The 26,901-nt window shown below is 71.6% G+C and carries 25 protein-coding genes; 7 read left to right on the forward strand and 18 right to left on the reverse strand.

All coding sequences use genetic code 11. From position 1 onward, the window contains the following. Nucleotide 1: 1 nt before the first annotated feature. The 4 genes from OHN19_RS37225 to OHN19_RS37240 all read right to left on the reverse strand — a co-directional run bounded on the left by OHN19_RS37225 (nucleotide 2) and on the right by OHN19_RS37240 (nucleotide 5,352). Nucleotides 2-2,527: a SpoIIE family protein phosphatase gene (locus OHN19_RS37225; RefSeq protein WP_330268401.1), complete on the reverse strand. Its 2,526-nt coding sequence runs from the start codon at nucleotides 2,525-2,527 to the stop codon at nucleotides 2-4. A gap of 156 nt (nucleotides 2,528-2,683) precedes the next feature. Continuing rightward, nucleotides 2,684-3,904, reverse strand: coding sequence for an ornithine--oxo-acid transaminase (rocD, locus tag OHN19_RS37230; RefSeq protein WP_330268402.1), 1,221 nt, complete (start codon nucleotides 3,902-3,904; stop codon nucleotides 2,684-2,686). Continuing rightward, entirely contained in the window at nucleotides 3,901-4,713 is an 813-nt protein-coding gene (ddaH, locus tag OHN19_RS37235; RefSeq protein ID WP_330268403.1) for a dimethylargininase, read from the reverse strand. The genes rocD and ddaH overlap by 4 nt, the downstream gene beginning before the upstream one ends. Nucleotides 4,714-4,863: 150 nt before the next feature. Then, nucleotides 4,864-5,352 (reverse strand): Lrp/AsnC family transcriptional regulator, encoded by a 489-nt coding sequence (locus OHN19_RS37240; RefSeq protein ID WP_123759286.1) that lies wholly within the window; start codon nucleotides 5,350-5,352, stop codon nucleotides 4,864-4,866. 78 nt (nucleotides 5,353-5,430) lie between these two features. Between OHN19_RS37240 and OHN19_RS37245 the strand changes: the two genes are divergently transcribed. The 4 genes from OHN19_RS37245 to OHN19_RS37260 are packed head-to-tail and all read left to right on the forward strand — an operon-like array spanning nucleotide 5,431 to nucleotide 9,472. Further along, nucleotides 5,431-6,180: a LytR/AlgR family response regulator transcription factor gene (locus tag OHN19_RS37245; protein WP_330268404.1), complete on the forward strand. Its 750-nt coding sequence runs from the start codon at nucleotides 5,431-5,433 to the stop codon at nucleotides 6,178-6,180. Between the two features lies 1 nt (nucleotide 6,181). Then, entirely contained in the window at nucleotides 6,182-6,544 is a 363-nt protein-coding gene (locus OHN19_RS37250) for a hypothetical protein (RefSeq protein WP_330268405.1), read from the forward strand. A gap of 13 nt (nucleotides 6,545-6,557) precedes the next feature. Beyond that, on the forward strand, nucleotides 6,558-8,270 hold the full coding sequence (locus tag OHN19_RS37255) for a cation acetate symporter (RefSeq protein ID WP_330268406.1): 1,713 nt from the start codon (nucleotides 6,558-6,560) through the stop codon (nucleotides 8,268-8,270). Next, complete coding sequence (locus OHN19_RS37260) at nucleotides 8,267-9,472, forward strand: sensor histidine kinase (protein ID WP_330268407.1); 1,206 nt, start codon at nucleotides 8,267-8,269, stop codon at nucleotides 9,470-9,472. The genes OHN19_RS37255 and OHN19_RS37260 overlap by 4 nt, the downstream gene beginning before the upstream one ends. Nucleotide 9,473: 1 nt before the next feature. Here OHN19_RS37260 and OHN19_RS37265 read toward each other — a convergent pair whose 3' ends face one another. The 7 genes from OHN19_RS37265 to OHN19_RS37295 all read right to left on the reverse strand — a co-directional run bounded on the left by OHN19_RS37265 (nucleotide 9,474) and on the right by OHN19_RS37295 (nucleotide 17,381). Further along, on the reverse strand, nucleotides 9,474-9,647 hold the full coding sequence (locus OHN19_RS37265; protein WP_123759281.1) for a hypothetical protein: 174 nt from the start codon (nucleotides 9,645-9,647) through the stop codon (nucleotides 9,474-9,476). 13 nt (nucleotides 9,648-9,660) lie between these two features. Beyond that, nucleotides 9,661-11,532, reverse strand: coding sequence for a serine/threonine-protein kinase (locus OHN19_RS37270; RefSeq protein ID WP_330268408.1), 1,872 nt, complete (start codon nucleotides 11,530-11,532; stop codon nucleotides 9,661-9,663). 43 nt (nucleotides 11,533-11,575) lie between these two features. After that, complete coding sequence (locus OHN19_RS37275) at nucleotides 11,576-12,979, reverse strand: PASTA domain-containing protein (protein ID WP_330268409.1); 1,404 nt, start codon at nucleotides 12,977-12,979, stop codon at nucleotides 11,576-11,578. 70 nt (nucleotides 12,980-13,049) lie between these two features. Further along, nucleotides 13,050-14,000 carry a cytochrome c oxidase assembly protein gene (locus tag OHN19_RS37280; protein ID WP_330268410.1) on the reverse strand — a complete coding sequence of 317 codons (951 nt, stop codon included), beginning with the start codon at nucleotides 13,998-14,000 and terminating at the stop codon, nucleotides 13,050-13,052. A gap of 180 nt (nucleotides 14,001-14,180) precedes the next feature. Then, the gene (locus OHN19_RS37285; protein WP_330268411.1) at nucleotides 14,181-15,206 is read right to left on the reverse strand and encodes a 6-phosphofructokinase; all 1,026 of its coding nucleotides are present in this window, start codon (nucleotides 15,204-15,206) and stop codon (nucleotides 14,181-14,183) included. A gap of 191 nt (nucleotides 15,207-15,397) precedes the next feature. Then, nucleotides 15,398-16,126: a type 1 glutamine amidotransferase gene (locus OHN19_RS37290; protein WP_020140434.1), complete on the reverse strand. Its 729-nt coding sequence runs from the start codon at nucleotides 16,124-16,126 to the stop codon at nucleotides 15,398-15,400. A gap of 16 nt (nucleotides 16,127-16,142) precedes the next feature. Beyond that, nucleotides 16,143-17,381, reverse strand: coding sequence for a MurT ligase domain-containing protein (locus OHN19_RS37295; RefSeq protein ID WP_330268412.1), 1,239 nt, complete (start codon nucleotides 17,379-17,381; stop codon nucleotides 16,143-16,145). 112 nt (nucleotides 17,382-17,493) lie between these two features. Between OHN19_RS37295 and def the strand changes: the two genes are divergently transcribed. Further along, on the forward strand, nucleotides 17,494-18,039 hold the full coding sequence (gene def / locus OHN19_RS37300; protein WP_330268413.1) for a peptide deformylase: 546 nt from the start codon (nucleotides 17,494-17,496) through the stop codon (nucleotides 18,037-18,039). Between the two features lie 67 nt (nucleotides 18,040-18,106). Here the strand turns inward: def and OHN19_RS37305 are convergent, their stop codons facing one another. Further along, entirely contained in the window at nucleotides 18,107-18,751 is a 645-nt protein-coding gene (locus OHN19_RS37305) for a TetR family transcriptional regulator (protein WP_123759273.1), read from the reverse strand. A gap of 171 nt (nucleotides 18,752-18,922) precedes the next feature. Here OHN19_RS37305 and OHN19_RS37310 point away from each other — a divergent pair, with 171 nt between their 5' ends. Further along, nucleotides 18,923-20,152, forward strand: a complete 1,230-nt coding sequence (locus OHN19_RS37310; RefSeq protein WP_123759272.1) for an acyl-CoA dehydrogenase family protein — start codon at nucleotides 18,923-18,925, stop codon at nucleotides 20,150-20,152. Nucleotides 20,153-20,186: 34 nt separating this feature from the next. Here the strand turns inward: OHN19_RS37310 and OHN19_RS37315 are convergent, their stop codons facing one another. From OHN19_RS37315 to OHN19_RS37340, 6 genes are all read right to left on the reverse strand, one after another. After that, a complete protein-coding gene (locus tag OHN19_RS37315) occupies nucleotides 20,187-21,374 on the reverse strand; it encodes a cytochrome P450 (protein WP_330268414.1) in 1,188 nt (395 codons plus the stop codon). A 171-nt stretch (nucleotides 21,375-21,545) separates the two neighbouring features. After that, nucleotides 21,546-21,782, reverse strand: coding sequence for a DUF6213 family protein (locus tag OHN19_RS37320; RefSeq protein ID WP_007380390.1), 237 nt, complete (start codon nucleotides 21,780-21,782; stop codon nucleotides 21,546-21,548). A gap of 25 nt (nucleotides 21,783-21,807) precedes the next feature. Beyond that, on the reverse strand, nucleotides 21,808-23,193 hold the full coding sequence (locus OHN19_RS37325; protein WP_330268415.1) for an NADP-dependent succinic semialdehyde dehydrogenase: 1,386 nt from the start codon (nucleotides 23,191-23,193) through the stop codon (nucleotides 21,808-21,810). Between the two features lie 71 nt (nucleotides 23,194-23,264). After that, nucleotides 23,265-23,726, reverse strand: a complete 462-nt coding sequence (locus OHN19_RS37330; protein WP_330268416.1) for an NUDIX domain-containing protein — start codon at nucleotides 23,724-23,726, stop codon at nucleotides 23,265-23,267. Beyond that, nucleotides 23,723-25,261 carry an ATP-dependent DNA ligase gene (locus tag OHN19_RS37335; protein WP_330268417.1) on the reverse strand — a complete coding sequence of 513 codons (1,539 nt, stop codon included), beginning with the start codon at nucleotides 25,259-25,261 and terminating at the stop codon, nucleotides 23,723-23,725. The genes OHN19_RS37330 and OHN19_RS37335 overlap by 4 nt, the downstream gene beginning before the upstream one ends. Before the next feature lie 29 nt (nucleotides 25,262-25,290). Next, nucleotides 25,291-26,214: an NAD(P)/FAD-dependent oxidoreductase gene (locus OHN19_RS37340; protein ID WP_330268418.1), complete on the reverse strand. Its 924-nt coding sequence runs from the start codon at nucleotides 26,212-26,214 to the stop codon at nucleotides 25,291-25,293. 64 nt (nucleotides 26,215-26,278) lie between these two features. Here OHN19_RS37340 and OHN19_RS37345 point away from each other — a divergent pair, with 64 nt between their 5' ends. Further along, the gene (locus tag OHN19_RS37345; RefSeq protein ID WP_330268419.1) at nucleotides 26,279-26,851 is read left to right on the forward strand and encodes an XRE family transcriptional regulator; all 573 of its coding nucleotides are present in this window, start codon (nucleotides 26,279-26,281) and stop codon (nucleotides 26,849-26,851) included. The last annotated feature ends 50 nt before the right edge of the window (nucleotides 26,852-26,901 follow it).

The raw sequence follows: 26,901 nt of genomic DNA on the forward strand, positions 1-26,901 counted from the left end.
CTCAGTCGCCGGGGTCCTGGAGGGACTGCTCGGCCCAGATGACCTTCCCCTCGGGCACGAACCGGGTGCCCCAGCGCTGGGCGAACTGGGAGACCAGCAGCAACCCCCGGCCACCCTCGTCGGTGGTCCGCGGATGCCGCAGATGAGGCGCGGTGGCACCGCTGTCGAGCACCTCGCACACCAGGGTCCGCTCGCGGATCAGCCGCAGCCGGATCGGCCCGACGGCGTGCCGGATGGCGTTGGTGACCAGCTCGCTGACGACCAGCTCCGTGGTGAACGCGAACTCCTCCAGGCCCCACTCCGCCAGCTGCCGGGTCGCCGTCTTGCGGGCTTCGGCGACCCGCGCCGGATCCATCGGCACGTCCCAGTCCGCGACCTGCTCGGGCCCCAGCAGCCGGGTGCGGGCCATCAGCAGGGCCACGTCGTCGTGCGGCCGGTCCGGGGCGAGGGAGTCCACGACGGTCCGGCAGTGCAGGTCGAGGGTGGCCGCGGGCCGCTCCAGGGCCTGGCGCAGCCGGTCCCGGCCCGCGTCGAGCGCCCACTCCTCGCCACGGGCGAGCAGCCCGTCGGTGTGCAGTGCGAGCGTGCTGCCGGGCGCCAGGGCCAGCTCGACCGACTCGAAGGGCGGGCCCCCGACGCCGAGCGACGGCCCCTGCGGCAGATCCACGAAGGCGACCGTGCCGTCGGGCAGGATCACGGCGGGCGCGGGATGACCGGCGGCGGCCATCGTGCACTGCCCGTCGACCGGGTCGTAGACGACGTACACGCACCCGGACCCCACCGCCTGCGCACTGTCGGATTCGTCACCTGAAGTCCCGAAAGTTCCAGAAGTGCCAGAAGGTCCCGAGCCCTTGGACGTCCCCGCCGCCACCGCGACCGTCGCGGCTCCCACCGCCTCCGGAGTCGCCCCCTCCTCGCGCGCGGCCCTCGCGACCAGGTCGTCGAGGTGACCCAGCACCTCCTCGGGCGGCAGGTCCAGGGCCGCCAGCGTCCGTACGGCGGTCCGCAGCCGACCCATGGCCGCGGCGGCGGCGATGCCGTGCCCGGGGACCTCGCCGACCACGAGGGCGACCCGCGCGCCGGAGAGCGGGATCAGGTCGTACCAGTCGCCGCCCAGGCCGGTCAGCTCGTCGGCGGGCCGGTAGCAGGCGGTCACCTCCACGGCGTCCTGCTCGGGCAGCCGGTGCGGGAGCAGACTGCGCTGGAGGACGAGCGCGGCCTCACGCTCGCGGGTGTAGCGCCGGGCGTTGTCCACACAGACGGCGGCCCGGGAGACCAGGTCCTCGGCGAGGTTCAGGTCGTCCTCGTCGAAGGGTTCCTGGCGGCGCCGGCGGAAGAAGGTCGTGACGCCCAGGGTGACGCCCCGCGCGCGGATCGGCACGACCATCACGCTGTGCAGGCCCAGCTCCAGGAAGGTGGCCTCGCGACCGCCGGGTATGTCGGTGGCCCACTCCGCGGCCAGCGGGTCGAGCCGCTCCTCCCGCCAGGAGGTGCCCGAGGCCAGACACCGCAGCGGGGGTGACCCGGGCCGGTAGGCGGCCACCTCGCCGACCTCGACGACGGCCTCCGGCACGCCCTCGTTGACCGACTGCTGCCCGGCCCGCAGCAGCGGCACGTGCGTCGTGGCCGGCTCCGCTCCCCGCAGCACCGACTCCAGCAGGTCCACGGTGATGTAGTCGGCCAGCGCCGGTACGGCCACGTCGGCCAGCTCCTGCGCGGTCTGCCGGATGTCCAGACCGCGGCCGATGTGCTCACCGGCCCGGTCGAGCAGCGCGAGGCGCTGCCGCGCGCGGTGCCGCTCGGTGATGTCGACGACCGTGTAGTACACGCCCATCGGGTGGCCCTGGTCGTCGTCGATCCGGGTGAACGACATCGTGTGCGCGGTCTCCCGGTGCGGGGCGGCCCGGACCCGGCCGACGTGCTCGTACTCCACGACCGGCTCCCCGGTCTCCAGCACCCGCCGCATCTGCGCCTCGATCGCCTCGGCGTCCAGACCCGGCTGGATCTCCCCGAACCGCAGCCCCAGCCGCTGGGGGGCCGGGGCGCTGCCGAACTGCTCCAGGGCCGGGTTGGACCACACACAGCGCAGGTCGGTGTCCACGATCGCGATGCCGATGGGGGAGCGGGTGACCATCTGTTCCAGCACCGGGCGGCTCATGTCCCAGCCGGGGGCCTGCGCGAGTTCGGAGAGCAGGACGAGCCAGCGGGCCGACCCGCCCGCGTCGGCCGCGGTGATGCGGACCATGACCCGGGCGGGCCGGCCTCCCTTGCGCACGGCGGTCAGCAGCCCGGCCCAGCCGCCGTCGGCACGGCAGCGCTCCGCGAGCTCGGGCAGGCGGCCGGCGTCCTCGGTACTGAGCAGGGCGGCGGCGGTCATCCCCACGGCCTCCGAGGCGCCGTAGTCCAGCAGGCGCTCGGCGTCCCGCGTCCAGCCGGTGACGATCCCGTGGGCGTCGAGCAGCAGGGGGGCGGCATCGGCCACGTCGAACCGATGCCGGGCGGTGTCGTTTTCCTCCTGTGCGCCCACGGACGACCTCTCTGTCGCTGAGAGTGGTCTATCACCTCTTCGTCACATCTTCACCCGGTGGGGTGGGAGTGCGCCTACGGGGGAGGGCGGTGCGGCAGGAGGGCGGGTGCGGGACGGTGGGGGCCTTTCGCGCCGTTCCCCGCGCCCCTTGGTGGGTCAGGGCCTCAGCACCTTTTCCAGTACTCCCAGCGCCGATCCCAACTCCTCCGCCGTGATCGTCAGCGGGGGCGCCAGCCTGATCGTCGAGCCGTGGGTGTCCTTGACCAGGACTCCCTCCTGCATGAGCAGCTTGCTGACCTCACGGCCCGTGCCGATCGCCGGGTCGATGTCGACGCCCGCCCACAGGCCCCGCGCGCGGAAGCCGACCACGCCCTTGCCGACCAGGTCGGCCAGGCCGTCCCGAAGGACTACGCCCAGTTCCGCCGCCCGGTGCTGGAACTCGCCCGTCTCCAGGAGTTCGACCACCGCCGTGCCGACCGCCGCCGCGAGCGGGTTGCCGCCGAAGGTCGAGCCGTGTTCGCCCGGGCGCAGGACGCCGAGGACGTCCCGGCGGGCGACCACCGCGGAGACCGGGACGATGCCGCCGCCCAGGGCCTTGCCGAGGAGGAGGACGTCGGGGACGACCCCTTCGTGCTCGACCGCGAGCGTGCGGCCCGTGCGGCCGAGGCCCGACTGGATCTCGTCGGCGATGAACAGACAGCCCTTGCGGCGGGTCAGCTCGCGCACATCCGCCAGATAGCCCTCGTCCGGGATGACGACACCCGCCTCGCCCTGGATGGGCTCGAGCAGCACCGCGGCCGTGGTCTCGTCGACCGCCTCCTCCAGCGCCGCGAGGTCGTTGTACGGCACGATCCGGAAGCCGGGGGTGAAGGGGCCGAAGCCCGCCCGCGCGGTCTCGTCCGTGGAGAACGACACGATCGTCGTCGTACGGCCGTGGAAGTTCTCGGCGGCCACCACGATCGTGGCCCGGTCGGCCGGGACGCCCTTCACCTCGTACGCCCACTTGCGGGCCACCTTGATGCCGCTCTCCACCGCCTCCGCGCCGGTGTTCATCGGCAGCACCATGTCCAGGCCGGTCAGCTCGGCGAGGCGCTCCGCGAACTCGGCGAGACGGTCGTTGTGGAAGGCGCGGGAGGTGAGCGTCAGCCGGTCCAGCTGCTGGTGCGCGGCCTCGATCAGCGCGGGGTGGCGGTGGCCGAAGTTCAGGGCGGAGTAGCCGGCCAGCATGTCGAGGTAGCGGCGGCCCTCCACGTCCTCGACCCAGGTGCCCTCGGCACGGGCGACGACCACGGGCAGCGGGTGGTAGTTGTGCGCGAGGACCGGCTCCTCGGCGCGGATGAGATCGGCGGAGGAACGCGTGCTTACGGGTGCGGTCATGAGCGGATCTCCTGGGTGCAGCACTTGATGCCGCCGCCGGCCTTGTGGAGCTCGGAGAGGTCGACGGGGACGGGGACATAGCCGTGGGCGTCGAGGCGCAGGGCGAGGGCCTCGGCCTGCGGGGCGATGAAGACATGACGGCCGTCGGAGACGGAGTTCAGGCCGAACGCCATCGCGTCGTCGCGGGTCGCGAGGACCGCGTCCGGGTACAGCCGTGCGAGTACCTCGCGGCTGCCCGGCGAAAAGGCCTCCGGGTAGTACGCGATGTTGTCGTCGTCCAGGACGAAGAGCGCCGTGTCCAGGTGGTAGAAGTGCGGGTCCACCAGGGTCAGGCTGATCACCGGGTGGCCGAAGAACTCCTGCACCTCGCGATGCGCCTCGCGGGTGGTCCGGAACCCGGTCCCGGCCAGCACGTACCGGCCCGTCCAGACGAGGTCGCCCTCGCCCTCGCAGACCGACAGGGGGCGCTGGACCTCGTAGCCCGCGGTCTTGAACCACAGGTCGTAGTGCGTGGACTCGGGGCGCCGCTCGGGCGCGTGGAAGAGGGAGCCGAAGACGCGGCCGCCGACGACGACCGCCGAGTTCGCGGCGAAGACCATGTCCGGGAGACCGGGGACCGGCTCCACCGCGTCGACGCTGTGGCCATGGGCCTCGTAGGCGCTGATCAGCGTCCGCCACTGCTCCTGCGCCAGGTCCACGTCGACGTGGGTGTCGGGATGCATCCAGGGATTGATCGCGTACTGCACGGCGAAGTGTCTGGGTTCGCAGACCAGGAATCGCCGCCGGCGCGGCACACGGGAGTCGGGCACAGAGGGGTTCCTCCGCTTCCTGCGGTGTCGACTGAGGGTGACACCACGGTAGAAAACGGGCGACAGGCCCGACAAGCAACAGGAATTGCGTGTCCGCGCAGGAATGCTGCGAGTTCATCCGGTGAAACGCACGCTTGATGCGTTTATTCGCTACGCCTCGGGTGCGGGCTGGCTGGCCCCGGCCTCGGGGCTTTCCGGGAGGAGGTGGGACAGCACCATCACGCTGATCGTCTTCCGGATGAACGGCTCCACGCGGATGCGCTCCAGCACCTCCTCGAAGTGCTCCACGTCCCGCGCCCGCACGTGCAGCAGGGCGTCCGCGCCCCCGGTCACCGTCATCGCCGCGGTGATCTCCGGATGGTTGCGGACCACCTCCGCGAGCCGCCGCGGCGGGGCCGCGCCCTCGCAGTACACCTCGACGTACGCCTCGGTGCGCCAGCCCAGCGCCGACGGCTGCACCGTGGCCGTGAACCCGGTGATCACCCCGGTGTCCCGCAACCGGTCCACGCGCCGCTTGACCGCCGTGGACGACAGCCCGATCGCCGAACCGATCTCCGCGAACGAGGTCCGCGCGTTCGCCATCAGCGCGGTGATGATCTTCCGGTCGAGCTCGTCGAACGCGGCGGTCCTGCTGTTCATGTCGGCACTGTATCCAGCGGCGGCGTCCGCATCTCGGCACGTGTCCAGTCGTACGAATTACTCCTAGACTCCGGGGTCATGCTGCGCGCCCTGGCTGTCGACGACGAACGCCCCTCGCTGGAGGAACTGCTCTACCTCCTCGGCGCCGATCCCCGGATCGGCAGTGTGGAGGGGGCCGGTGACGCCACCGAGGCGCTGCGCCGCATCAACCGCGCGCTGGAGTCCGGACCGCACGGGCCCGAGGCGATCGACGTCGTCTTCCTCGACATCAACATGCCCGGCCTCGACGGCCTGGACCTCGCCCGGCTGCTCACCGGGTTCGCCAAACCGCCGCTCGTCGTGTTCGTCACCGCCCACGAGGACTTCGCCGTCCAGGCCTTCGACCTCAAGGCCGTCGACTACGTCCTCAAACCGGTCCGCAAGGAACGCCTCGCCGAGGCCGTCCGCCGGGCCGCCGAACGCCTCGACAGCGCGCCCCGCATCCCGGTGCACGAACCCGATCCCGACCACATACCCGTGGAGCTCGGCGGGGTGACCCGGTTCGTCGCCGTCGACGACATCACCCACGTCGAGGCCCAGGGCGACTACGCCCGCCTGCACACCGACAAGGGCAGCCACCTCGTGCGCATCCCGCTCTCCACCCTGGAGGAGCGCTGGCGCTCCCGTGGCTTCGTCCGCATCCACCGCCGCCACCTCGTCGCACTGCGCCACGTCGGCGAACTCCGGCTGGACGCGGGCACGGTGAGCGTCCTCGTCGGCGGCGAGGAACTCCAGGTCAGCCGCCGCCACACGCGCGAACTGCGGGACCTGCTGATGAGGAGGCCCTGACGTGCCGCACCAGGACCCCGTCGAGCGGCGCGTCGTCGTCACCGGGCCGCCCCGGCGCAGCCGTCCGGCCTCCGGCTACTACCGGCCGCGCACCGAGATCGACGAACAGACCACCCTCGGCCACACCTACGTCCGCTCCCTGATGCGCACCCAACTGCGCGCCGCCCTCGCGGTGTTCGCGTTCCTCGGCCTGCTCATCGGCCCGCTCCCGCTGCTCTTCGCGGCGATGCCCGACGCCCACCGCCTCGAATGGGCCGTCCTCGGCTTCGGCCTGTACGTCCCCCTGGTCCTCCTGGCCCGCTGGTACGTGCGCCGCGCGGAACGCAACGAACGGGACTTCGTGCGGCTGGTCGAGGACCGATGAACGTCGAGGTCCGATGAACTCCAGCTACTCCGTCCCCGCGGTCGCCCTCGTGGTCGTCGCCACCGTCCTCGTCGGCGCCTTCGGCCTGCGCATCTCCCGCACCACCTCCGACTTCTACGTCGCCTCCCGCACCGTCGGCCCCCGCCTCAACGCGGCCGCCATCAGCGGCGAGTACCTCTCCGCCGCGTCCTTCCTCGGCATCGCGGGCCTGGTCCTCGTCCAGGGCCCCGACATGCTCTGGTACCCGGTCGGCTACACCGCCGGCTATCTCGTCCTGCTCCTGTTCGTCGCCGCCCCCCTGCGCCGTTCCGGCGCCTACACCCTCCCCGACTTCGCCGAGGCCCGGCTCGCCTCCCAAGCCGTCCGGCGGCTCGCGGGCGCCTTCGTCGTAGGCGTCGGCTGGCTCTACCTGCTGCCCCAACTCCAGGGCGCCGGACTGACGTTGACGGTCCTCACCGGGGCACCCCAGTGGCTCGGCGGAGTCATCGTGGCCGCCGTCGTGGTCGCCACCGTCGCAGCAGGCGGCATGCGCAGCATCACCTTCGTGCAGGCCTTCCAGTACTGGCTCAAGCTCACCGCCCTCCTGGTCCCCGCCCTTTTCCTGATCCTCGCCTGGCAGGGCGACGGCGCCCCCAGCCACGCCTTCGAGGAACCCGCGACCTTCCGCGAGCAGCGGATCGTCAAAGTCGCCGACACCCTCGACCTCACACTGGACCAGCCGCTCACCGTCACGGTGACCGGCACCGTCGACGGCCGCCCGCACGACGACCAGCAGCTGCGACTCCCCGCCGGCACCCACCACATCGAGCGCGGCACCCGCCTCACCTTCGCCAAGGGCACCACCGTCCCCGCCGCCGACCGCGGCACCAGCGACGGCATGTCGACCTCGCTGGCCGCGGGCCGCGAGGAACGGCCCCTGTACGCCACGTACGGACTGATCCTCGCCACCTTCCTCGGCACCATGGGCCTGCCGCACGTAGTCGTCCGCTTCTACACCAGCCCGCACGGCGTCGCCGCCCGCCGCACCACGGTCGCCGTCCTCGGCCTGATCGGCTGCTTCTACCTGCTGCCCCCGGTCTACGGCGCCCTCGGCCGCCTGTACGCCCCCGAACTCACCCTCACCGGGGACGCCGACGCGGCCGTCCTGCTGCTCCCGGAACGGATGATCGGCGGCCTCGGCGGCGACCTGCTGGGCGCGCTCGTGGCGGGCGGCGCCTTCGCCGCGTTCCTGTCCACGGCCTCCGGACTCACCATGGCGGTGGCGGGCGTGCTCACCCAGGACGTCCTGCCCTCGCGCGGCGTGCGGCACTTCCGGCTCGGCACGGTCCTCGCGATGTGCGCCCCGCTCGCCGCGAGCGTCATCGTCGGCGGACTGCCCGTCGCCGACGCGGTGGGGCTGGCCTTCGCCGTCTCCGCGTCCTCCTTCTGTCCCCTGCTCGTGCTCGGCATCTGGTGGCGGCGGCTGACCCCGCCCGGCGCCGCCGCGGGCATGCTGGTCGGCGGCGGCTCGGCGTTCGTCGCCGTGGCCGCGACCATGGCGGGCTTCCCGGCGACGGGCGCCCTGCACTCCCTGCTCGCCTGGCCCGCGCTCTGGTCGGTGCCGCTCGGCTTCCTCACCATGGTGCTGGTGTCCCTGGCCACCGCGAGCCGGGTACCGGCGGGCACGGCGGCGATCCTGGCCCGCTTCCATCTGCCGGAGGAGCTCAGGGCGGAGGTGAAGGCGTGAGCGGATTCCTGGCCGGCCTGTGCGTGGCGATCCTGCCCTTGCTCGCCGCCGGCTTCTGGCTCGGCCGGCGCTCGGCCCGCACCCAGAGCCTGGGCGGCCTCGGCACCCCCGTCGAGCACGCCACCTTCGAGACCCTCCACACCGCCTCCCTGGCCGCACCCCCGCTCCGGGCGGGCCTCACCGAGGAGACCGCCCGCAAGTCGGCCCGCCGACTGCGCTCCCTGCTCGGCACGGACGCGCTCTGCCTCACCGACCAGAAGCGGGTCCTCGTCTGGGACGGCGTCGGCGGCCACCACCGCGGCGAGATCATGGAACGCCTCGCCGGTCCACTGGAGACCGGCCGCGGCGAGGCCTTCCCGCTCACCTGCGACGCCCCGGACTGCCCGGTCCGCTGGGCGGTCGTGGCCCCGCTCACCGTCGACGACCGCGTCCACGGCGCCCTCGTCGCCTGCGCGCCCCGCGAGTCGGCCGTCCTGGTCCGCGCCGCCGGAGAGGTCGCCCGCTGGGTCAGCGTCCAGCTCGAGTTGGCCGACCTGGACCAGTCCCGCACCCGGCTGATCGAGGCCGAGATCAAGGCACTCCGCGCCCAGATCTCCCCGCACTTCATCTTCAACTCGCTGGCTGTGATCGCGTCCTTCGTCCGCACCGACCCCGAGCGCGCCCGCGAACTCCTCCTCGAATTCGCCGACTTCACCCGCTACAGCTTCCGCAGGCACGGCGACTTCACCACCCTCGCCGACGAACTCCACGCCATCGACCACTACTTGGCGCTCGTCAGGGCACGCTTCGGCGACCGCCTCTCGGTCACCCTCCAGATCGCCCCCGAGGTGCTGCCGGTCGCCCTGCCCTTCCTGTGCCTCCAGCCGCTGGTCGAGAACGCCATCAAGCACGGCCTGGAGGGCAAGACCGAGAAGTGCCACATCCAGATCACCGCACAGGACGCGGGCGCCGAGGCCCTCGTGGTCATCGAGGACGACGGCGCCGGAATGGATCCGGTACTGCTCCGCCGTATCCTCGCCGGCGAGGTCAGCCCTTCCGGTGGCATCGGACTGTCCAACGTCGACGACCGGCTCCGCCAGGTGTACGGCGACTCCTACGGCCTCGTCATCGAGACCGCCGTGGGCGCGGGCATGAAGATCACCGCCCGGGTGCCCAAGTACCAGCCGGGCGTGCACTCGGCGGGCCGCCTCACGGGCGGCTGAGTCAACTGCGGGTGGCGACCATCCCGAGGGTGATCAGACCCAGCACCACCCAGCCGAACCACAGCCAGCCGTTGCTGCCGAGCGCCACCGTGTACGCCGTCACCGCGACGAGTCCGCCGACGGTGAGGACCCCCATCGTTCTGGTCGAGCCATCCGTGGAACCGGTACCGGCCATCGCGACACCCTCCTCAGGATTCGTCCCCCTCCATGGTGCCCCCGTTCTGCTTGCGGACGGTGCACGCGACGAAATGAGTGCCGTTCTTCCACGGCCCCTCGCTGGTCCAGGAACCGGCCGTGTAGACCGACGGATCGAAGCCGTAGTCGCCAGGCGGCACCTCACGCGCGCACGCCGTGTCCGACTCGGTGCGCGCCTCGGGCAGTGTGACGTCGGGGTCCAGTCGGGTGAATCCGAGCACCTGCTCGTCGTAGGAGCCCGCACAGGAGACCAGCCGGGCGTCCCGGTTGGTGCGCACGTCCAGGCAGTCCCGCCGCTGCATGGTCGCCGTGTCCGCGAACGGTGAGCCCAGGGCGCGACGCGGGCCGATCGGCCCGTACACCGGCCCGCTCGCACCCAGCACCAGACAGGCCGTGCGCCGCCCCGCGGCCTCGAAGCCCCCTTCGGTCGGTACGACGGCCAGACCGCGGACGTCCGCGAGCCGCTCCCGCACCTCCAGCGTCCGCTCCTCGCACCTCGCCGCCCCCGTCCGCCGCGCCTCCTCCGCCGAGCCGGCCGGCACGAACGCCATCACCTGGCCGTCCGGGGCCGTCCCGCACGTCGGGTCCAGCCGCAGCCGGGGCGTCCCCCGGAACCGCTGCGACCCCGGCCAGTCGGCGATCACGCAGTCGCCGTCCCGCAGCGGCTTCCGGAGCCCGACCGTCTCGCCGTACGGCTGCCGGGCGCTCTGCTGTCCGCCCCCGCCCCCGCCTCCCGGCGACCGGTCGGCCATGGCGTACCAGACCCCGCCCAGTGCCAGGAGCAGCCCCAGACCACAGGCGAGGACGGCCCGCAGGGCGTGCGAACGCTCCCGCCGCCGACGGCCGCCCCGCGGCGGAGGCGGCAGCACGAAGGGTGGCTCCGGCCAGCTGGGGGACCGGTGCCCGTTCGGGGGCGGCCCGGGCGGCGGCACCTGCACCGCCGCCCAGGGCGGCTGCGAGCCGAGGTCGGTCTGCGTCCGCACGTACGGCTCGGCCTGCGGCGTCACGATCCGCGACAGCGCGGCCTCCGCCTCCGCGGCGGACAGCCGCTGCCCGGGGTCCTTCGCGAGCAGCGCACCCAGTACGGGACCGAGCGCGCCGGCGCGCACGGCGGGCCGTGGCTCCTCCATGACCACCGCGGTCACCTCGGCGAGATGCGACTCCCGCTCGAAGGGGCCCACGCCCTCCACGGCGTGGTACAGCGTGCAGCCCAGCGAGAACAGGTCGGCGGCCGGCGTGGGCGCCCCGCCCGTGGCCCGCTCCGGAGCCAGATAGCCCGCCGTCCCCACCAGCACCGACGCCAGTGTGTACCGGGTCTCCCCGGCGTCCGGCTGCACGGAGATGCCGTAGTCGGTGAGCAGGACGCGTCCGTACGGCGAGCCCGAGCGGTCCGGCGCCAGCAGGATGTTCGCCGGTTTCACGTCCCGGTGCATCACGCCCCGCTGGTGCCCGGCGGTCAGCGCGTCCAGCACGGCGAGCCCGACGCGGGCGCACTCGGCCGGGGCGAGGGGGCCGCGCGTGTCGACCAGGTCGCGCAGGTCCACGGCGTCGGCCACGTACTCCATGACGATCCAGGGCAGCCCCTCGTGCTCCAGCACGTCGTGCACGGTCACCACGTGCGGATGGCCGCGCAGCCCGGCCGCGTGCCGGGCCTCCGCGCGGGCCCGCGCCACCCTCGCCTCCCGCTCGTGACCGGCCTCCACCGGGTCGCGGAACACGATCTCCTTGAGCGCGACCTCACAGGCGAGTCTCTGGTCGTGGGCGAGCCACACATGGCCCATGCCGCCGCTGCCGAGCGGGTTCAGCAGCAGATAACGGCCGGCGATGACCCGGCCCACTCCCGACGTCGGTGATCCTGAAGGCATCCGGTGACTCCCCGGTTCTGCGGTTCTTCGGTTCTCCGGGCTGTTAGGCGGCGACGGTGGCGCTCGGCCCGCCGGTGGCGGGCTCGCTGCTCGCGGGCTCACTGGCGGCCGGTTGCGAGGTGACGGTGGGGGGTCCGCCGGTGGTGGGCGCGCTGCTCGTCGATGGGGGCGGCGGCGGTGGGGGTGGCTGCGGTGGAGGTGGTGCGCTGCTGGTCACCGGGGCGCTGGTGGGCGGGGGTGGGCTGCTCGACTTCTGGGGCGAGGGCGAGGGCGAGCGCGACGGTGAGTCGGGCGCCGTACTCGACGGCGGCGGGGACGAGGAATCCCGTGGCTTCGGCTTGCCGCTCGACGGGGACGCGGACGCCGACGGGGGTGCGGAGGAGGTGCCACCGGGCTTCCCACTGGACGAGGGCGGTTTGCTCGTAGGCGGCGTGGGTGATCCGGACGACGGCGGCGGCGGCGGGGGAGTGGTCGTGGGCCCGGTGCCCCCGCCGGAGGTGCTCCCCTTGCCCCCGGCCACGGTCAGCATCACGTACTGCCCGAACGCGAGCTCGCTCCCCGCGGGCGGGTCCGTCGCCGTGACCCTCGCGCCGTCGGGCGGAGCCCCCTCCCCGGCGTAGCCGGCCGCGAGCCCGGCGTCGATCAGCTCCCGACGGGCCTGGGCGAAGGTCGCCCCGGCGAGTTCCGGCACGACGCGCGGCTTCTTGGCGTTGAACGTGGCGTCCTTCTCACCGCTCGTCCCGACCGGCCGCTCGATCCCGCGGGCGGGCTCATGGACGTCGACGAGAGCGATCCGTTCCAGCTTCCGCGGAGCGGGCTTCACGGCCACGACCGACTTCCGCTCATATCCGGCCCACTTCTTGTTTCCGTCCTCGAACTGGACGGAAATCCGGCCGGTGTCACCCTCGAAGGGCCGCAAAGGATTTCCGCACGAGCACTTCACAGCCGGAAGCCCTTGTTCATCGACGAGAATCGCGATTCCCGCCTGGAGCAAGGAGTTGTACGGGACGGCTTTTTCCTTCTTGTAGTCGTGGTTCTTGACGAGAGTGTCGTGACGCAGCAGAACCGGTGTGAGCCGATCCAGATATTCCGGTATCCCGTCCGTGTCGATGTTCAGCACGTCGGCCCACGCCTGTGCCTTCTTGTGGTTCACGGGATCGGTGAGGAAGCGTTCGAGTTTGGCGACGTCACAGATGGTCGGCTGCTTGCTGCCGCCGTAGAGGCCAGGAGTGTCCCCCTGCTGGAGACTGCCCCGCACGGCCTGCGACCGCACGGTGGTGGTGTCCTTGCCGATCCCGCTGCCCTCGTCGAAGAACGGCGCGAGCGTGGGCACACCGGCGGCGACCGCCTTGACCACGGTCAGTGGATTTCCCTGGTCGCAGCCGCTCAGCAGCACCGCGAAAACCGCCAGAACAGCGATCCTGTGCATAAATGCGCGAAGTGTCATGACCGCTCCCCCCGGCGGCGGTACCCCCAACGCGCTTCATGCTACTGAATGCTCCGGAAAGACGAAGCCTTTAACGCCCGCGTGCGTTCAATGAGGCCAAATATGCGTTGTACTCCTCGAGTTCCTTGTCACCGTCCCGGTCGGCGGCCCGGTCCTTGCGCTTGGCCTGCCGCTGTTCGGAGCCGTACCACTGGAACAGCAGTGCGATCAGCACCAGCACGGAGGGAATCTCACTGAACGCCCAGGCGATTCCGCCCGCGTAGTTCTGGTCGGAGAGGGCGTCGATGTGGAGCGAGGCGGGCGGGTTCTTGAAGGTCCCCACCATCGGCTCGGACGCCATCATCAACGCGATGCCGAAGAACGCGTGGAACGGCATCCCCGCGAACAGCTCCAGCATCCGCATCAGATACCCGGGCCGGTGCGGTCCCGGGTCGACGCCGATGATCGGCCAGAAGAAGACGACACCGACCGCGAGGAAGTGCACCATCATCGCGATGTGCCCGGTCTTCGACCCCATCAGGAAGTCGAACAACGGCGTGAAATAGAGCCCGTACAGGCTCGCGATGAACAACGGAATGGTGAACGCCGGATGCGTGATGATCCGCATGTACCGGCTGTGCAGCAGCGCGAGCAGCAGCTCACGGGGCCCCTTGTGCCCCTTGCCTGCGACCGGCAGCGCCCGCAGGGCGAGCGTGACCGGGGCGCCGAGCAGCAGCAGGATCGGCGACAGCATGCTGATCACCATGTGCTGCACCATGTGCACGCTGAACATGACCATGCCGTAGTCGTTCAGCCCGGTGCACATCATCAGCGCGATGGACAGCACGCCGATCACGAAGGAGACGGTCCGCCCCACGGACCACGAGTCCCCCCGCCGCCGCAGCCGCACGACGCCCCAGCCGTACAGGGCGAGCCCGAGCAGGCAGGCGACCAGAAAGAACGGGTCAGCGGACCACTCAAGTCCCCGCCCCAGCGTGAACGGCGGCAGATCCATGGTCATGCCGTGCCCGCTGTGATCCATCGCGGCGGCTCCTGATTCGTGGGGGTTGTGCAAGTCTGTCCGCCCTACAGACTAGAACCGCCCCCGGTCACATCTCGGACCGGGGGCGGTTCGACCTACTCAGGGGCGCGGGGCTGTATCGATGTGCGGCTCCGCCGCGTGGGCGCGACCAGCCACAACGGCGCCGCACCCGCCGGACGGCTAAAGCACGCACTCCGCTTCCGCGTACCGCGCCGACGGCACCGTCTTCAACGTCTCCACAGCCTCCGCCAGCGGCACCATCACGATGTCGGTCCCCCGGAGCGCCGTCATGTGACCGAACTCCCCACGGTGCACGGCCTCCACCGCATGCCACCCGAACCGCGTGGCCAGCACCCGGTCGTAGGCCGTCGGCGTACCACCCCGCTGCACATGCCCGAGGATGACCGGCCGCGCTTCCTTCCCCAGCCGCTCCTCCAGCTCGATCGACAGCTGGCGGGCGATCCCGGCGAACCGCTCGTGCCCGTAGATGTCCTTGCCGCCCTCGTCGAAGGCCATGGAGCCGGGGGCCGGCTTGGCCCCCTCCGCCGCCACGACGATCGCGAACCGCTTGCCCGCCTCGAACCGCTCGCCGACCCGCCGGGCCAACTCCTCGATGTCGAAGGGCCGTTCCGGCACGACGATGGCGTGCGCGCCCGCCGCCATGCCGGAGTGCAGCGCTATCCACCCGGTGTGCCGCCCCATGACCTCGACGACGAGCACCCGCTGGTGGGACTCGGCGGTGGTCTTGAGCCGGTCGAGCGCCTCGGTGGCGACCCCGACGGCCGTGTCGAACCCGAAGGTGACGTCGGTGACCGCGATGTCGTTGTCGATCGTCTTCGGCACGCCGACGATCGGCAGGCCGGCGTCGGACATCAGCCGGGCCGCCTTGAGCGTGCCCTCGCCGCCGATGGGGATGATCGCGTCGAGCCCCAGCTCCTCGACGTGCCCCTTGGCCCGCTCCACGCCGTCCCGCAGATGCGAGGGTTGGACGCGGGAGGAGCCGAGGATCGTGCCGCCGCGGGCGAGGATGCCGCCGACGGCGTCGAGGTCGAGCTTGAGGTAGTCGCACTCCAGGAGACCCCGCCAGCCGTCCCGGAAACCGATGACCTCGTCGCCGTGGTCGACGACGGAACGGTGCACGACGGACCGGATGACGGCGTTCAGGCCGGGGCAGTCGCCGCCGGACGTGAGGACACCAATGCGCATAAGCCCGCTACAACCTTCTCGACAGGGGCCGGATCCGGACCACGTCGTCCGGCTCGAACCCCGCCACCCTAGCGGCAGGAGGGGGCGGGGCCGAAGCATGCGTCCGCCTGCTGGACGACCCCGCTCACCTGTGCGGACACCGTGTCAGACGGGCTGCCGGCGGATAACGGGAACCGCGGTGGACTCCCTGCTCAGGCAGGCTGCTGAGCGGCCGCGATGCGCTCGTTGCGCAGGGCCTCGTACCAGCGGTCGTCGGTCGGCGGCAGCGCGTTCACGTCCAGGGCCAGCTTCAGCAGCAGGTCGGCGATGAGCGGGTTGCGCGCCAGGACGGGGCCGTGCATGTACGTACCGAAGACCGTGTCGTTGTACGCCCCCTCCGTACCGTCCCCGGTGCCGTTGCCGTTGCCCAGCCGGACGTTGGCGAACGGGCGGGCGGTGGGCCCGAGGTGGGTGACGCCCTGGTGGTTCTCGAAGCCGGTCAGCGGGGGCAGGCCGAGGCGCGGGTCGATGTCGGCGAGCACGTCACCGACGCACCGCGCGCCCTCGCCGCGCACGGAGACCACGTCGAGCAGACCGAGGCCGGGCTCGCGCTGGCCGAGGTCGTTGATGAACTCGTGGCCGAGGATCTGGTAGCCGGCGCACACCGAGAAGACGATCGCGCCGTTGCCCACGGCCCGGTGCAGTCCGCCGTCCCGGCGCAGCCGCTCGGCCGCGAGCCGCTGGGGCCGGTCCTCGCCGCCGCCGATCAGGTAGATGTCGCCGGAGGTCGGGATCGCCTGGTCGCTGCGCACGTCCAGGCGGGCCACGTCGAGGCCGCGCTGGCGGGCCCGGCGCTCGATGACGAGGGCGTTGCCCTGGTCGCCGTAGGTGCTGAGAAGGTCGGGGTAGATCCAGACGATCCGCAGTTGGTTGTCGCTCACAAAAGTCCCCTGTGTCTCAGTTGCCGACGCGGCGGCGCAGGTCCTGGAAGGCGGTGTAGTTCGCGATGACCTCGATACGGCCGTGCGGGCTCATCGACACGGCCTGGTCGAGGTTGTCGCAGACCTGGAAGTTCTGGTTCGCGACCTCGAGGCGCACCGCGAGGTCCAGCTTGCGGTCGCCGATCACGCAGATCGGGTGGCCGGTCAGCCGGGTGTAGTCGACGTCCCACAGCCAGGAGGTGTCGGTGCCGTCGGCGCCGCGGGCGTTGACCGAGAGGATCACCGGGGTGGGCGGCGGGTCGATCAGGCTGAACGTCTCGAGCCAGCCGGCCGGGTTCTTCGCGAGCAGCAGGCGCAGGTCGCGCTGCTGGAACTGCACGACGTCGTAGCGGCCGGCGACGGCCTGCACCTGGTACATGCGTTCCAGGGCGACCTGCGGCGGTACGCCGAAGACGGCGGCGACGGCGGCCGAGGAGGCGGCGTTGGCCTTGTTGGCGCGGCCGGGCAGCTGGAGGTGGATGGGCCACGCGGAGCCGTGCGGGTCGAGCACGTGGTCGCCGGAGAGCGCCCAGCTCGGCGTGGGGCGGCGGAACCCGCACTCGCCGCAGAACCAGTCGTCGCCCGGCCGCTGCATCACACCGCCGCAGGACGGGCAGGACCAGGCGTCGTCCTTCCACATCTGTCCGGCGGCGACCCAGATGACGTTGGGGGAGGAGGACGCGGCCCACACGACGAGCGGGTCGTCGGCGTTGGCGACCACGACGGCCTTGCTTCCGGCGAGCCCCTCACGCCAGTTCTCGGCGAGCATGCGGGTCTCGGCGGCCCGGTCGAGCTGGTCGCGGGAGAGGTTCAGCAGGGCGATGCACTTGGGGTCGGTGTCCCGGGCCACGCCCGCGAGGTACTTCTCGTCGACCTCGATCACGCCGAACCGGGCGTCCGAGCCGCCGGCCAGCGCCGAGGTGATGCCGGCGGGCATGTTGGCGCCGAGCGCGTTGGAGACGACGGGCCCGGCGGCCCCCAGGGCCTCCGCGATCAACCGGGTGGTGGTGGTCTTGCCGTTGGTCGCCGAGACGAGGACGACGTCCAGGTGCTGGGCGAGCCGGGCGAGGAGGTCGGGGTCGAGTTTGAGGGCCACCTTGCCGCCGATGACCGAACCGCTGCCGCGACCCGCGGCTCGGGATGCCGCCGCGACGGCCTTGCCCGCCGTCACGGCGAGCTTGGCCCGCGGCGAGAGCGGGTCCGAGTTGCCTGTCATCAGTTCTCGATCCTCCTTGCGTACGCGCCGCGCCTCAGCCTCCGGCCACGTGGTGTGGACCTCAGCCTATCGAGATCCTTAGGCACTCCCGAATCGCCGTACCCTTGCGGCCATGCGAAACGGCTCCATTCCGGGCACCCGTGGCCGGGTCCGGCCCCTCACCCTGCTCGGCAGCCCCGTACTGCACGAACCCTGCGGGGAGGTAACGGACTTCGGCCCGGAACTGGCGACCCTCGTGGAAGACCTGTTCGCGACGATGTACGCGCACGAGGGGGTGGGCCTCGCGGCGAACCAAGTGGGCGTCCCCCTGCGCGTGTTCGTCTACGACTGCCCCGACGACGAGGAGACCCGCCACCTGGGCCACGTGGTCAACCCCCGCCTGGTGGAGACGGACGGCCTGGTGCTCAGGGGCCCCGAGGGCTGCCTGTCCCTGCCGGGCCTGGAGTCGGGGGTGGAACGCCACGACCACGCGGTGGTGGAGGGTTTCACAGCGACGGGCGAGCCCGTGACGATCCACGGCACGGGCTTCTTCGCAAGGTGCCTGCAACACGAGATGGACCACTTGGAGGGCAAGGTCTACGCGGACCGGGTGGAGGGTCGGCGCCACCGGCGGTTGATGCGACAAGTGGCTCGGACTTCTTGGCATAGGGGGAGTTGAACCTGCCCAGGGGCGCGGGGAGCTGCGCGACCAGCCCCCCCACACACCCGCACCCGGGATTCGACGGTCAGAACCCCGGACCTCCGACTTTGTCCCCGGCCGCCGCCAGGCGACCCCACAACAGGTCAGCCATACTCCGCACCAACTCCCCCCGCGCACAAGGCCGTTCCCCCAGCCACCAGTCACCCGCCGCGTACATCATCCCGACGATCCCGTGCCCCCACACCCGCGCCAGCAACTGACTCCCGGGCCCGAGATCCAGCCGGTCCTCGATGACCTGCGCCAACTCCTCACCCATCCTGCGCAGCAGCGGCACGGAATGCTGACCGACGTCGAACCCCTGGTCCGCGGTCTGTCCCCCCTCCGCGGGATGCATCAGGAACCGGTACACCTGAGGCCGCGCCTCGATCGCCGCGAGATACGTGTCGAGCGTCGCCTCCACGCGCTCCCGCCGATCCGCCGGAGCGTCCAGCGCGGCCCGCAGCGAATCCAGCAGCGCGTCGGTGTGCCGCTTGGCAAGCGCGGCGTAAAGTCCCCCCTTGTCGCCGAAGTGCCGGTACAGAATCGGCTTGGTGATACCCGCTTCCGCGGCGATGGCGTTCATAGAGGCCTGCGGCCCGTCACGCAGCACCACTCGGTCCGCGGCCTCCAACAGCTCGCGCCGGCGGCGGTCGGCGGACCGCTGCTGATCGGTCCGCTGTGTGGTGTCCATGAGCTCTCCCCACCCGTGCTTAATCGGTGACGCCTGCGCAAACTAACACTCGGCAGGTCGCGCGCATCGAACAGGCTGCTGACCGGTCATCGGAGTTGACTTTTCCTACCCGTGGGTAACAGACTCGGGTTACCGCAAGTAACATGCACGTGCGTCGCCGCTGGAGGGGACATGGCCGAGTTCACCATGGAGCTCAACGACGAACAGAAGGAGGTCCGGGACTGGCTGCACGGCTTCGCGGCCGACGTCATCCGCCCCGCGGCCGCCGAATGGGACGAGCGTGAGGAGACTCCCTGGCCGGTCATCCAGGAGGCCGCGAAGGTCGGCATCTACTCCCTCGACTTCTACGCCCAGCAGTACTTCGACCCCACCGGGCTCGGTATCCCGATGGCGATGGAGGAGCTGTTCTGGGGCGACGCGGGCATCGCCCTGTCGATCGTAGGCACCGGACTCGCCGCCGTGGGCGTTCTCGCCAACGGAACCGAGGAGCAGATCGGCACCTGGATCCCCCAGATGTACGGCGACGCCAACGATGTCAAGGTCGCCGCGTTCTGCTCCTCCGAGCCGGACGCCGGCTCCGACGTGGCCTCCATGCGCACGCGTGCCGTGTACGACGAGGCCAAGGACGAGTGGGTGCTCAACGGCACCAAGACCTGGGCGACCAACGGCGGCATCGCCAACGTCCACGTGGTCGTGGCCGTCGTGGACGCCGAGCTCGGCTCCAAGGGGCACGCGTCCTTCATCGTGCCGCCGAACACCCCGGGCCTGTCCCAGGGCCAGAAGTTCAAGAAGCACGGCATCCGCGCCTCGCACACCGCCGAGGTCGTCCTGGAGAACGTCCGCGTCCCCGGCCACTGCCTGCTCGGCGGCAAGGAGAAGCTGGACCAGCGCCTGGCCCGGGCCCGCGAGCGGGCGAAGGCCGGCAACGGCGAGCGCGTGAAGAACGCGGCGATGGCGACCTTCGAGGCCAGCCGTCCCGCGGTGGGCGCCATGGCCGTGGGTACCGCCCGTGCCGCCTACGAAGTCGCCCTCGACTACGCCAAGACGCGTGAGCAGTTCGGGCGTCCGATCATCGACAACCAGGGCGTGGCCTTCCAGCTCGCCGACATGCGGACGTCCATCGACGCGGCCCGGCTGCTGGTCTGGCGGGCGTCCTGGATGGCCATCAACGGCAAGCAGTTCACCGCCGCCGAGGGCTCGATGTCGAAGCTGTTCGCGAGCGAGACCGCGAAGAAGGTCACCGCGCAGGCGGTCCAGATCCTCGGCGGCAACGGCTACACCAGGGAGTACCCGGTGGAGCGCATGCACCGCGACGCGGCGATCTACACGATCTTCGAGGGCACGAGCGAGATCCAGCGACTGGTGATCGCCCGGACGCTCTCGGGGATGTCCATCCGCTGACGAAGTCCGAGTGTCAGGAGCCCTTCCGGAGCCGTCACCACGTCACCGGAAGGGCCTCGGGGCCGCGGACCGACGCGCCCCTGCGGAACGGGACCCGCTCCGGTTCCACCGCGAGCCGCAGCCCTGGCAGCCGGTCCAGCAGCGCGTCCACCAGGAGCTCGCACGTCAGCCGGGCCACCATCTGGCCCGGGCAGTGGTGCGGGCCGGATCCGAAGGACAGGTGCGGGTCGGGGCCGCGGGAGAAGTCGATCGTCTCCGGGTACGGAAACACGTCCGGGTCCCGGTTCGCCGCCAGGTACGAAACGTAGATCGCGTCGCCCGCCCGGATCCGTACGCCTCGGATCCCCACGTCCTCCAGGGCGATCCGCGAGAGTCCCACGGCGTTGCGGTGCGGGATCCAGCGCAGCAGTTCCTCGATGGCCCGGGGGCGGATCTCCGGCTCGGCACGCAGGCGTTCGGCCAGGTCGGGCCGGGTCAGCAGCAGGTAGAACATCTGCCCGCTGTTGTGCGTCACCGCCTCGCCGCCCAGCTGCACCAGCACCGCGAGCCCCACGGCCTCCTCCAGGGTCACCTCGCCCCGCCCCACGGCGGCCCCGAGCAACGAGGTCACGTCCTCGCCGGAGCTGCCCTCCCGGAGCCCGATGAGATCGCCGAAGTAGGCGCCCATCTCGTCCCGCGCCCGCTCACCGACCTTCGCGCCGTGCGAGGAGGACAGGATCAGCCGCGTCCAGGTGTGCATGCCGTGCCGGTCGGTGGCCGGGACTCCCATCAGCTCGCAGATCACGGCGGAGGGAAACGGCGTCAGCACGGTGGCGGTGAGATCCGCGGGCGGCCCGTCCTGCACCAGTTCGTCGACCAGTTCGTCCAGCATCCGCCGCGACGTCTCGCGTACCCGCTCCACGCCCTGCGCGGTGAACGCGGCGGCCACCGAGCCACGCAGCCGGGTGTGGTCCGGCGGGTCGAGGAAGCCGAGCCGGGTGACCGGCTGGTCCATGACGGCCTCGCGGCTGAAGCGGGGGTCCTCGGTCACCGTCCGCACGTCGTCGTACCGGGTGACCAGCCACGCCCAGCCCTCCCCGTCGGGCAGTTGGATCCGGGTGAGGGGGCCCTCGCGCATCAGCTCGGTGAGCACCGGGTCGAAGTCGACGCCGTTCAGGCGGAGCGCGGGCCAGTGCCGGATCGGGGGCAGGATCTCGGTGATCGTCTCTTCGGTGGCCGCCATGAACCGCCTGCCTTCACCTCAGGGAGTGGTTCAGACCACGATCACCTGACGGGAAGACGACTTCGCGCGGGATTACTCCCAACGTGCGATCACTGGGGGCGCCCCGAAAGGGGCGCGGGGAACTGCGCGACCAGCCACGGACGGCCCGCAGACGGCATCAAGCAGCACCTCCTACGGCGCCCCACCGCTACTGTGCGCAATGCACGCCACATCGATCCGATCCGCCAGCTTCGCCAGCTCGATCGTCAGCGCGGCCACCGTATCCTCGTCCAACCCGTCGGCCCCGGCCTCGACCAAGTGCAGCCACCGCCCGCCAAGACTGCGGAGCAGCTTGCTCACGTCGGCGGCAGCCACCTGCAAGGTCCCGCGGTCATCGACGATCAGAGGCAGAGTCACTTCGCGGTTCACACCCGGGATCGTAACCGCGCAAGCGTCACGCCCCGTGCCAAACCGTCGTGATGTTGCAGAACTCCCTGATTCCGTGCCCGGACAGCTCACGCCCGTACCCGGACCGCTTCACCCCGCCGAACGGGAACGCCGGATGCGAGGCGGTCATCCCGTTGACGAACACCCCGCCGGCCTCCAGATCCCGTGCGAACCGGTCGACCTCGGCCTCGTCCCGCGTCCACACGTTGGAACTCAGCCCGAACGGCGAGTCGTTGGCGATCAGCACCGCCTCGTCGAGGTCGGCGGCCCGGTACAGCGTGGCCACCGGACCGAAGGTCTCCTCGCGGTGGATGCGCATCTCGCGGGTCACGTCGGCGACGACGGTCGGCGGGTAGTACCAGCCGGGCCCGTCGGGCCGTTCCCCGCCGCACAGCACGCTCGCCCCGCTGCGCCTCGCGTCGTCGACCAGCTCCTCCAGGTCGGTCCGGCCCTGTTCGCTGGCCAGCGGCCCGACCTCGGTGTCCTCCTCCAGCGGATCGCCGACCTTCAACGCCTTCATGCCCGCCACGAACCGCTCGGCGAACCGGTCGTAGACGTCGGTGTGCACGATGAACCGCTTGGCGGCGATGCAGGACTGCCCGTTGTTCTGCACCCGCGCGGTCACCGCGATCTCGGCGGCCCGGTCGATGTCCGCGGACGGCATCACGACGTACGGGTCGCTGCCGCCGAGTTCCAGCACCGTCTTCTTCACCATGTCCCCGGCGGTGGACGCCACGGCCCGCCCCGCGGGCTCACTCCCGGTCAGCGTGGCCGCCTTGACGCGTTCGTCGCGCAGGATGTCGTCGATCGCGCCCGACCCGACGAGCAGCGTCTGGAAACAGCCCTGGGTGTAGCCCGCCTGGTGGAAGAGGTCCTCCAGGAACAGCGCGGTCTGCGGCACGTTCGAGGCGTGCTTGAGCAGACCGACGTTGCCCGCCATCAGCGCGGGCGCGGCGAACCGGACCACCTGCCACAGCGGGAAGTTCCACGGCATCACCGCGAGCACCGGACCCAGCGGCCGGTAGAGCACGCGCGCGCGTGCGGCGCCGGAGTCCTTGACGTCCGACTCCGAGGGCTCCTCGGCGGCCAGCAGCGCCTCGGCGTGCTCGGCGTACCAGCGCATCGCCTTGGCGCACTTGGCGGCCTCCGCGCGGGCCTGCTTGACCGGCTTGCCCATCTCGGTGGTCATGACCCGGGCGATGTCCTGCCCGGCGTCGTCCAGGAGCTCGGCGGCCCGGTTCAGGAGACGGGCGCGCTCCTCGAAGGACGTCGTGCGGTAGGTCCGGAACGTCGCCTCGGCGAGCTGGAGCCTGCGCTCGATCTCCTCCTCGCCCATGGCCTCGTACGTCTTGAGCGTCTCGCCGTTCGCCGGGTTCACCGTCGCGATGGGCATGACCGACCTCCTGAAGAGCTGACTGTGCTTCGACCTTCCCGCGCGGCGGGGGCGACCGCAACGCGTGGACGTCAGGCCGAGTGCTCAGCCAGCCGGTCCAGAAACGCGGCCTGCGCCTTCACGATCACGGCCCGGGCCCGCTCCAGCCCGAACCACTCCACCCGGTCCAGCTCCGGGAACTCCTGGATACGGCCGGACTTCGGCGGCCACTCCATGCTGAACACCCCCGGCACCACGGTCGCCGGATCGAGGTCCGCCTCGATCGCCCACGCCGTGACGACCTTGCCGTTCGTCTGCCGCACCTCGCCCAGGTGTACGGCCTCCCCGACGGGCGGCGGCAGCCCGAGCTCCTCCTGGAACTCCCGCCGGGCCGCGTCCCAGGCCGACTCCGACTCCGGCTCGTACTCACCCTTCGGGACCGTCCACGCCCCGGCGTCCCGGCGCGCGAAGAAGGGGCCACCCATATGGCCCAGCAACACCTCCAGGCCGTTCTCGGCGTGCCGGAACAACAGCAGGCCCGCGCTCGTCCTCACGGCTTCACCTCGGGGTGCGCGGCCAGCAGCGTCTCCACGGTGTCGGCCTCCTCGGGCCGCTTGTCCTCCCGGTAGCGGACCACGCGGGCGAACCGCAGGGTGACCCCGGCCGGATAGCGGGTCGACCGCTGGAGGCCGTCGTAGGCGATCTCCACGACCAGTTCGGGCCGTACCGTCACCACATAGCCGCTGCTCTCCACCGCCAGCTCCTGGAGCCGTTCGGTCTGCCAGGTGAGCATCGCGTCGGTCATGCCCTTGAAGGTCTTGCCGAGCATCGCGAAGCCGCCGTCGGCAGTGCGGGCGCCCAGGTGCAGGTTGGAGAGCTTGCCGGTGCGGCGGCCGTGGCCCCACTCGGCGGCCAGCACCACCAGGTCCAGGGTGTGCACGGGCTTGACCTTCAGCCAGGACGCGCCGCGCCGGCCCGCGCTGTAGGGCGCGTCGAGGGACTTCACGACCACACCCTCGTGCCCGCGCTTCAAGGTCTCGGCGAGGAACTCCTCCGCCGCCGGGATCTCGTCCGGTCCCGACACCAGCGCCCGCCGCACCCGCATCGGCTCCGGCACCAGCCGGGCCAGCTCCGCGTGCCGTTCGGCGAACGGCAGGTCGAGGAGATCTTGGCCGTCGACCGACAGCGCGTCGAAGAAGACGGGGGAGACGGGGACCGCCTCGGCGGCCGTCGACACGTCCACGCGGGAGCCGACCCGGCCCGCCGTCTCCTGGAAGGAACGCGGCCGCCCGTCCTCGTCGAAGGCGATCACCTCACCGTCCAGGATGAACCGCTCACCCCTCAACTCCAGCGCGGCGGCCGTCAGTTCGGGCAGCCGGTCGGTGATGTCGTCGAGGGTGCGGGTGTACAGCCGTACGACATCGCCGTCGCGGTGGATCTGGACGCGGATGCCGTCCAGCTTCTCCTCGACCGCGCACACGCCGAGCTTCTCGACCGCCTCGGCCACCGAGGAGGCGCTGTGCGCCAGCATCGGCAGCACCGGGCGGCCGACCGTGAGGCGGAAACGCTCCAGGGCGGGCGGACCGTCGGTGAGCAGGGCCTCGGCGACCGTCTGGAGGGAACCGGCGAGCATCACGGCACGGCGGACGTCGGCGGGCGGTGCCTCCGTCGCCCGGGCGAGCCCCTCGATGGCGACCGCGTCCAGGGCGCCCTGCCGCACCTCCCCGCTGATCAGCCCGAACAGGAACCGCTGTTCGTCCTCGGTGGCCGCGCCCATCAACTCCCCGACCAGCCGGGTCCGTTCGGCCTGCGAGCCGGTGCCCGCGACCTTGCCGAGCGCGCCGAGCAGCGTGTCCACCTCGCGGACGGTCAGGGTCGGCTCGGCGGACGGCGCGACCGGGCGGCTCAGCACCTTCCAGCCGACGCCGAGCCGGCCCTGCGGGAGCCGTCCCGCGAGGTACGGGATGACGATCGGCACGTCGTCCGGCTCGGCCTCCCGGAACAGCTCCGCGAGCAGCGCGATCTTCTGGGAGCGCGCCGAGGTCGCGGCGACCTCCTGGGACACCTGTGCCAGTCGGGCAAGCAGCATGCCTCCAGGGTGTACCGGAGGAGCCGGGTCTACACCCCGGCGGCCGCGTCGAGGTCCGCCATCAGCAGATCCCCGTTGATCGTGGCCCCGGCCCGGTAACCGCCCGCCGCCGCGTTGATCACCTGCTCGCCGAAGCCCATCGCGTTGCCCGCGGCCCACACACCCGGCACGGAGGTCTGCCCCGTCGCGTCGACGACCGGGCACGCGCCGAACGGGGTCTCGGTCAGTTCGGCCCCGAGCCGCTCCAGCAGACCGTTTCGCGGGACGGCCCGAGGCGCAGTGAAGACGACCTGCCGCGCATGGGTGGTCCCGTCCTTCAGACGTACGGCGCTCAGCCGGTCGTCCGTCACCACCAGCCCGGCGACCTCACCGGGCACCACCTCGACCCCGGCCGCGGCCAGTCTGCGCAGGTCGTCGGCCGAGAGGTCGGACTCGGCGACCCTGTGCAGGAAGAACGTCACGTCCTTCGACCACTGGGAGACCATCAGTGCCTGGTGCACGCTGAGCGGGCTCGTGGCGAGCACGCCGAAGGCCTGGTCGCGGACCTCCCAGCCGTGGCAGTACGGGCAGTGCAGCACGTCCCTGCCGAAGCGCTCGGCGACGCCGGGGACGTCGGGCAGCTCGTCCTTCAGGCCGGTCGCCACCACCAGGCGCCGGGCCCGGAGCACGCGTCCGCTCGCCAGGGTCACGGCGAAGCCCGGGGCGAGGTCCACCACGCTGTCGCGGACCAGCTCGACGCCGTACGCCTTGATCTCCTCGCGGCCGATCGCCAGGAACTCGGCGGGCGGCATGCCGTCCCGGGTGAGGAAGCCCTGCATGTGCGCGGCGGGCGCGTTGCGCGGCTCCCCCGCGTCGACGACCAGCGTGCGACGGCGGGAGCGGCCCAGGACGAGTGCGGCGGACAGTCCGGCGGCGCCACCGCCGATGACGATCACTTCGTATGTCTCGGTCATACCGACACCGTCGACCCGACGCACGGGATTGACAAATGTCTTTGCCGATTCTGCAATACGACCCATGACTACCGATGACGTTCTCGCGGAGGTCGGGCCCCGGCTGCGGCGGCTGAGGAAGGACCGGGAGGTGACCCTCGCGGCACTGTCCCGGTCGACGGGGATCTCCGTGAGCACCCTGTCCCGCCTGGAGTCCGGCCTGCGCAAGCCCAGCCTGGAACTGCTGCTGCCCATCGCGCAGGCCCATCAGGTGCCGCTCGACGAACTGGTCGGCGCCCCGCAGGTCGGCGATCCCCGGGTGCGGTCCGCGCCACTCGAACGGCACGGGCGCACCTTCTGGCCGCTCACCCGGCAGCCGGGCGGCCTCCAGGCCTTCAAGGTGCTGGTGCCGCGCCGGGAGGAGGAGCCGGAGCCGCGCACCCACGAGGGCTACGAGTGGCTGTATGTGCTCGCGGGGCGGCTGAGGGTGGTGCTCGGGGAGCACGACGTGGTGATGACGGCGGGGGAGGCGGCGGAGTTCGACACCCGGGTGCCGCACTGGTTCGGCTCGACGGGAGAGGGACCCGCGGAGTTCCTCAGCCTCTTCGGACCGCAGGGCGAGCGGATGCACGTCCGCGCGCGGCCCCGGAAGGCGTGAGCGACGGCCCCGCGGGACAACTGGCCGACGGCCCGGGTAAGTTCACCGGA

It is taken from the genome of Streptomyces griseorubiginosus, from assembly GCF_036345115.1.
Taxonomy (GTDB): Bacteria; Actinomycetota; Actinomycetes; order Streptomycetales; family Streptomycetaceae; genus Streptomyces; species Streptomyces griseorubiginosus_C.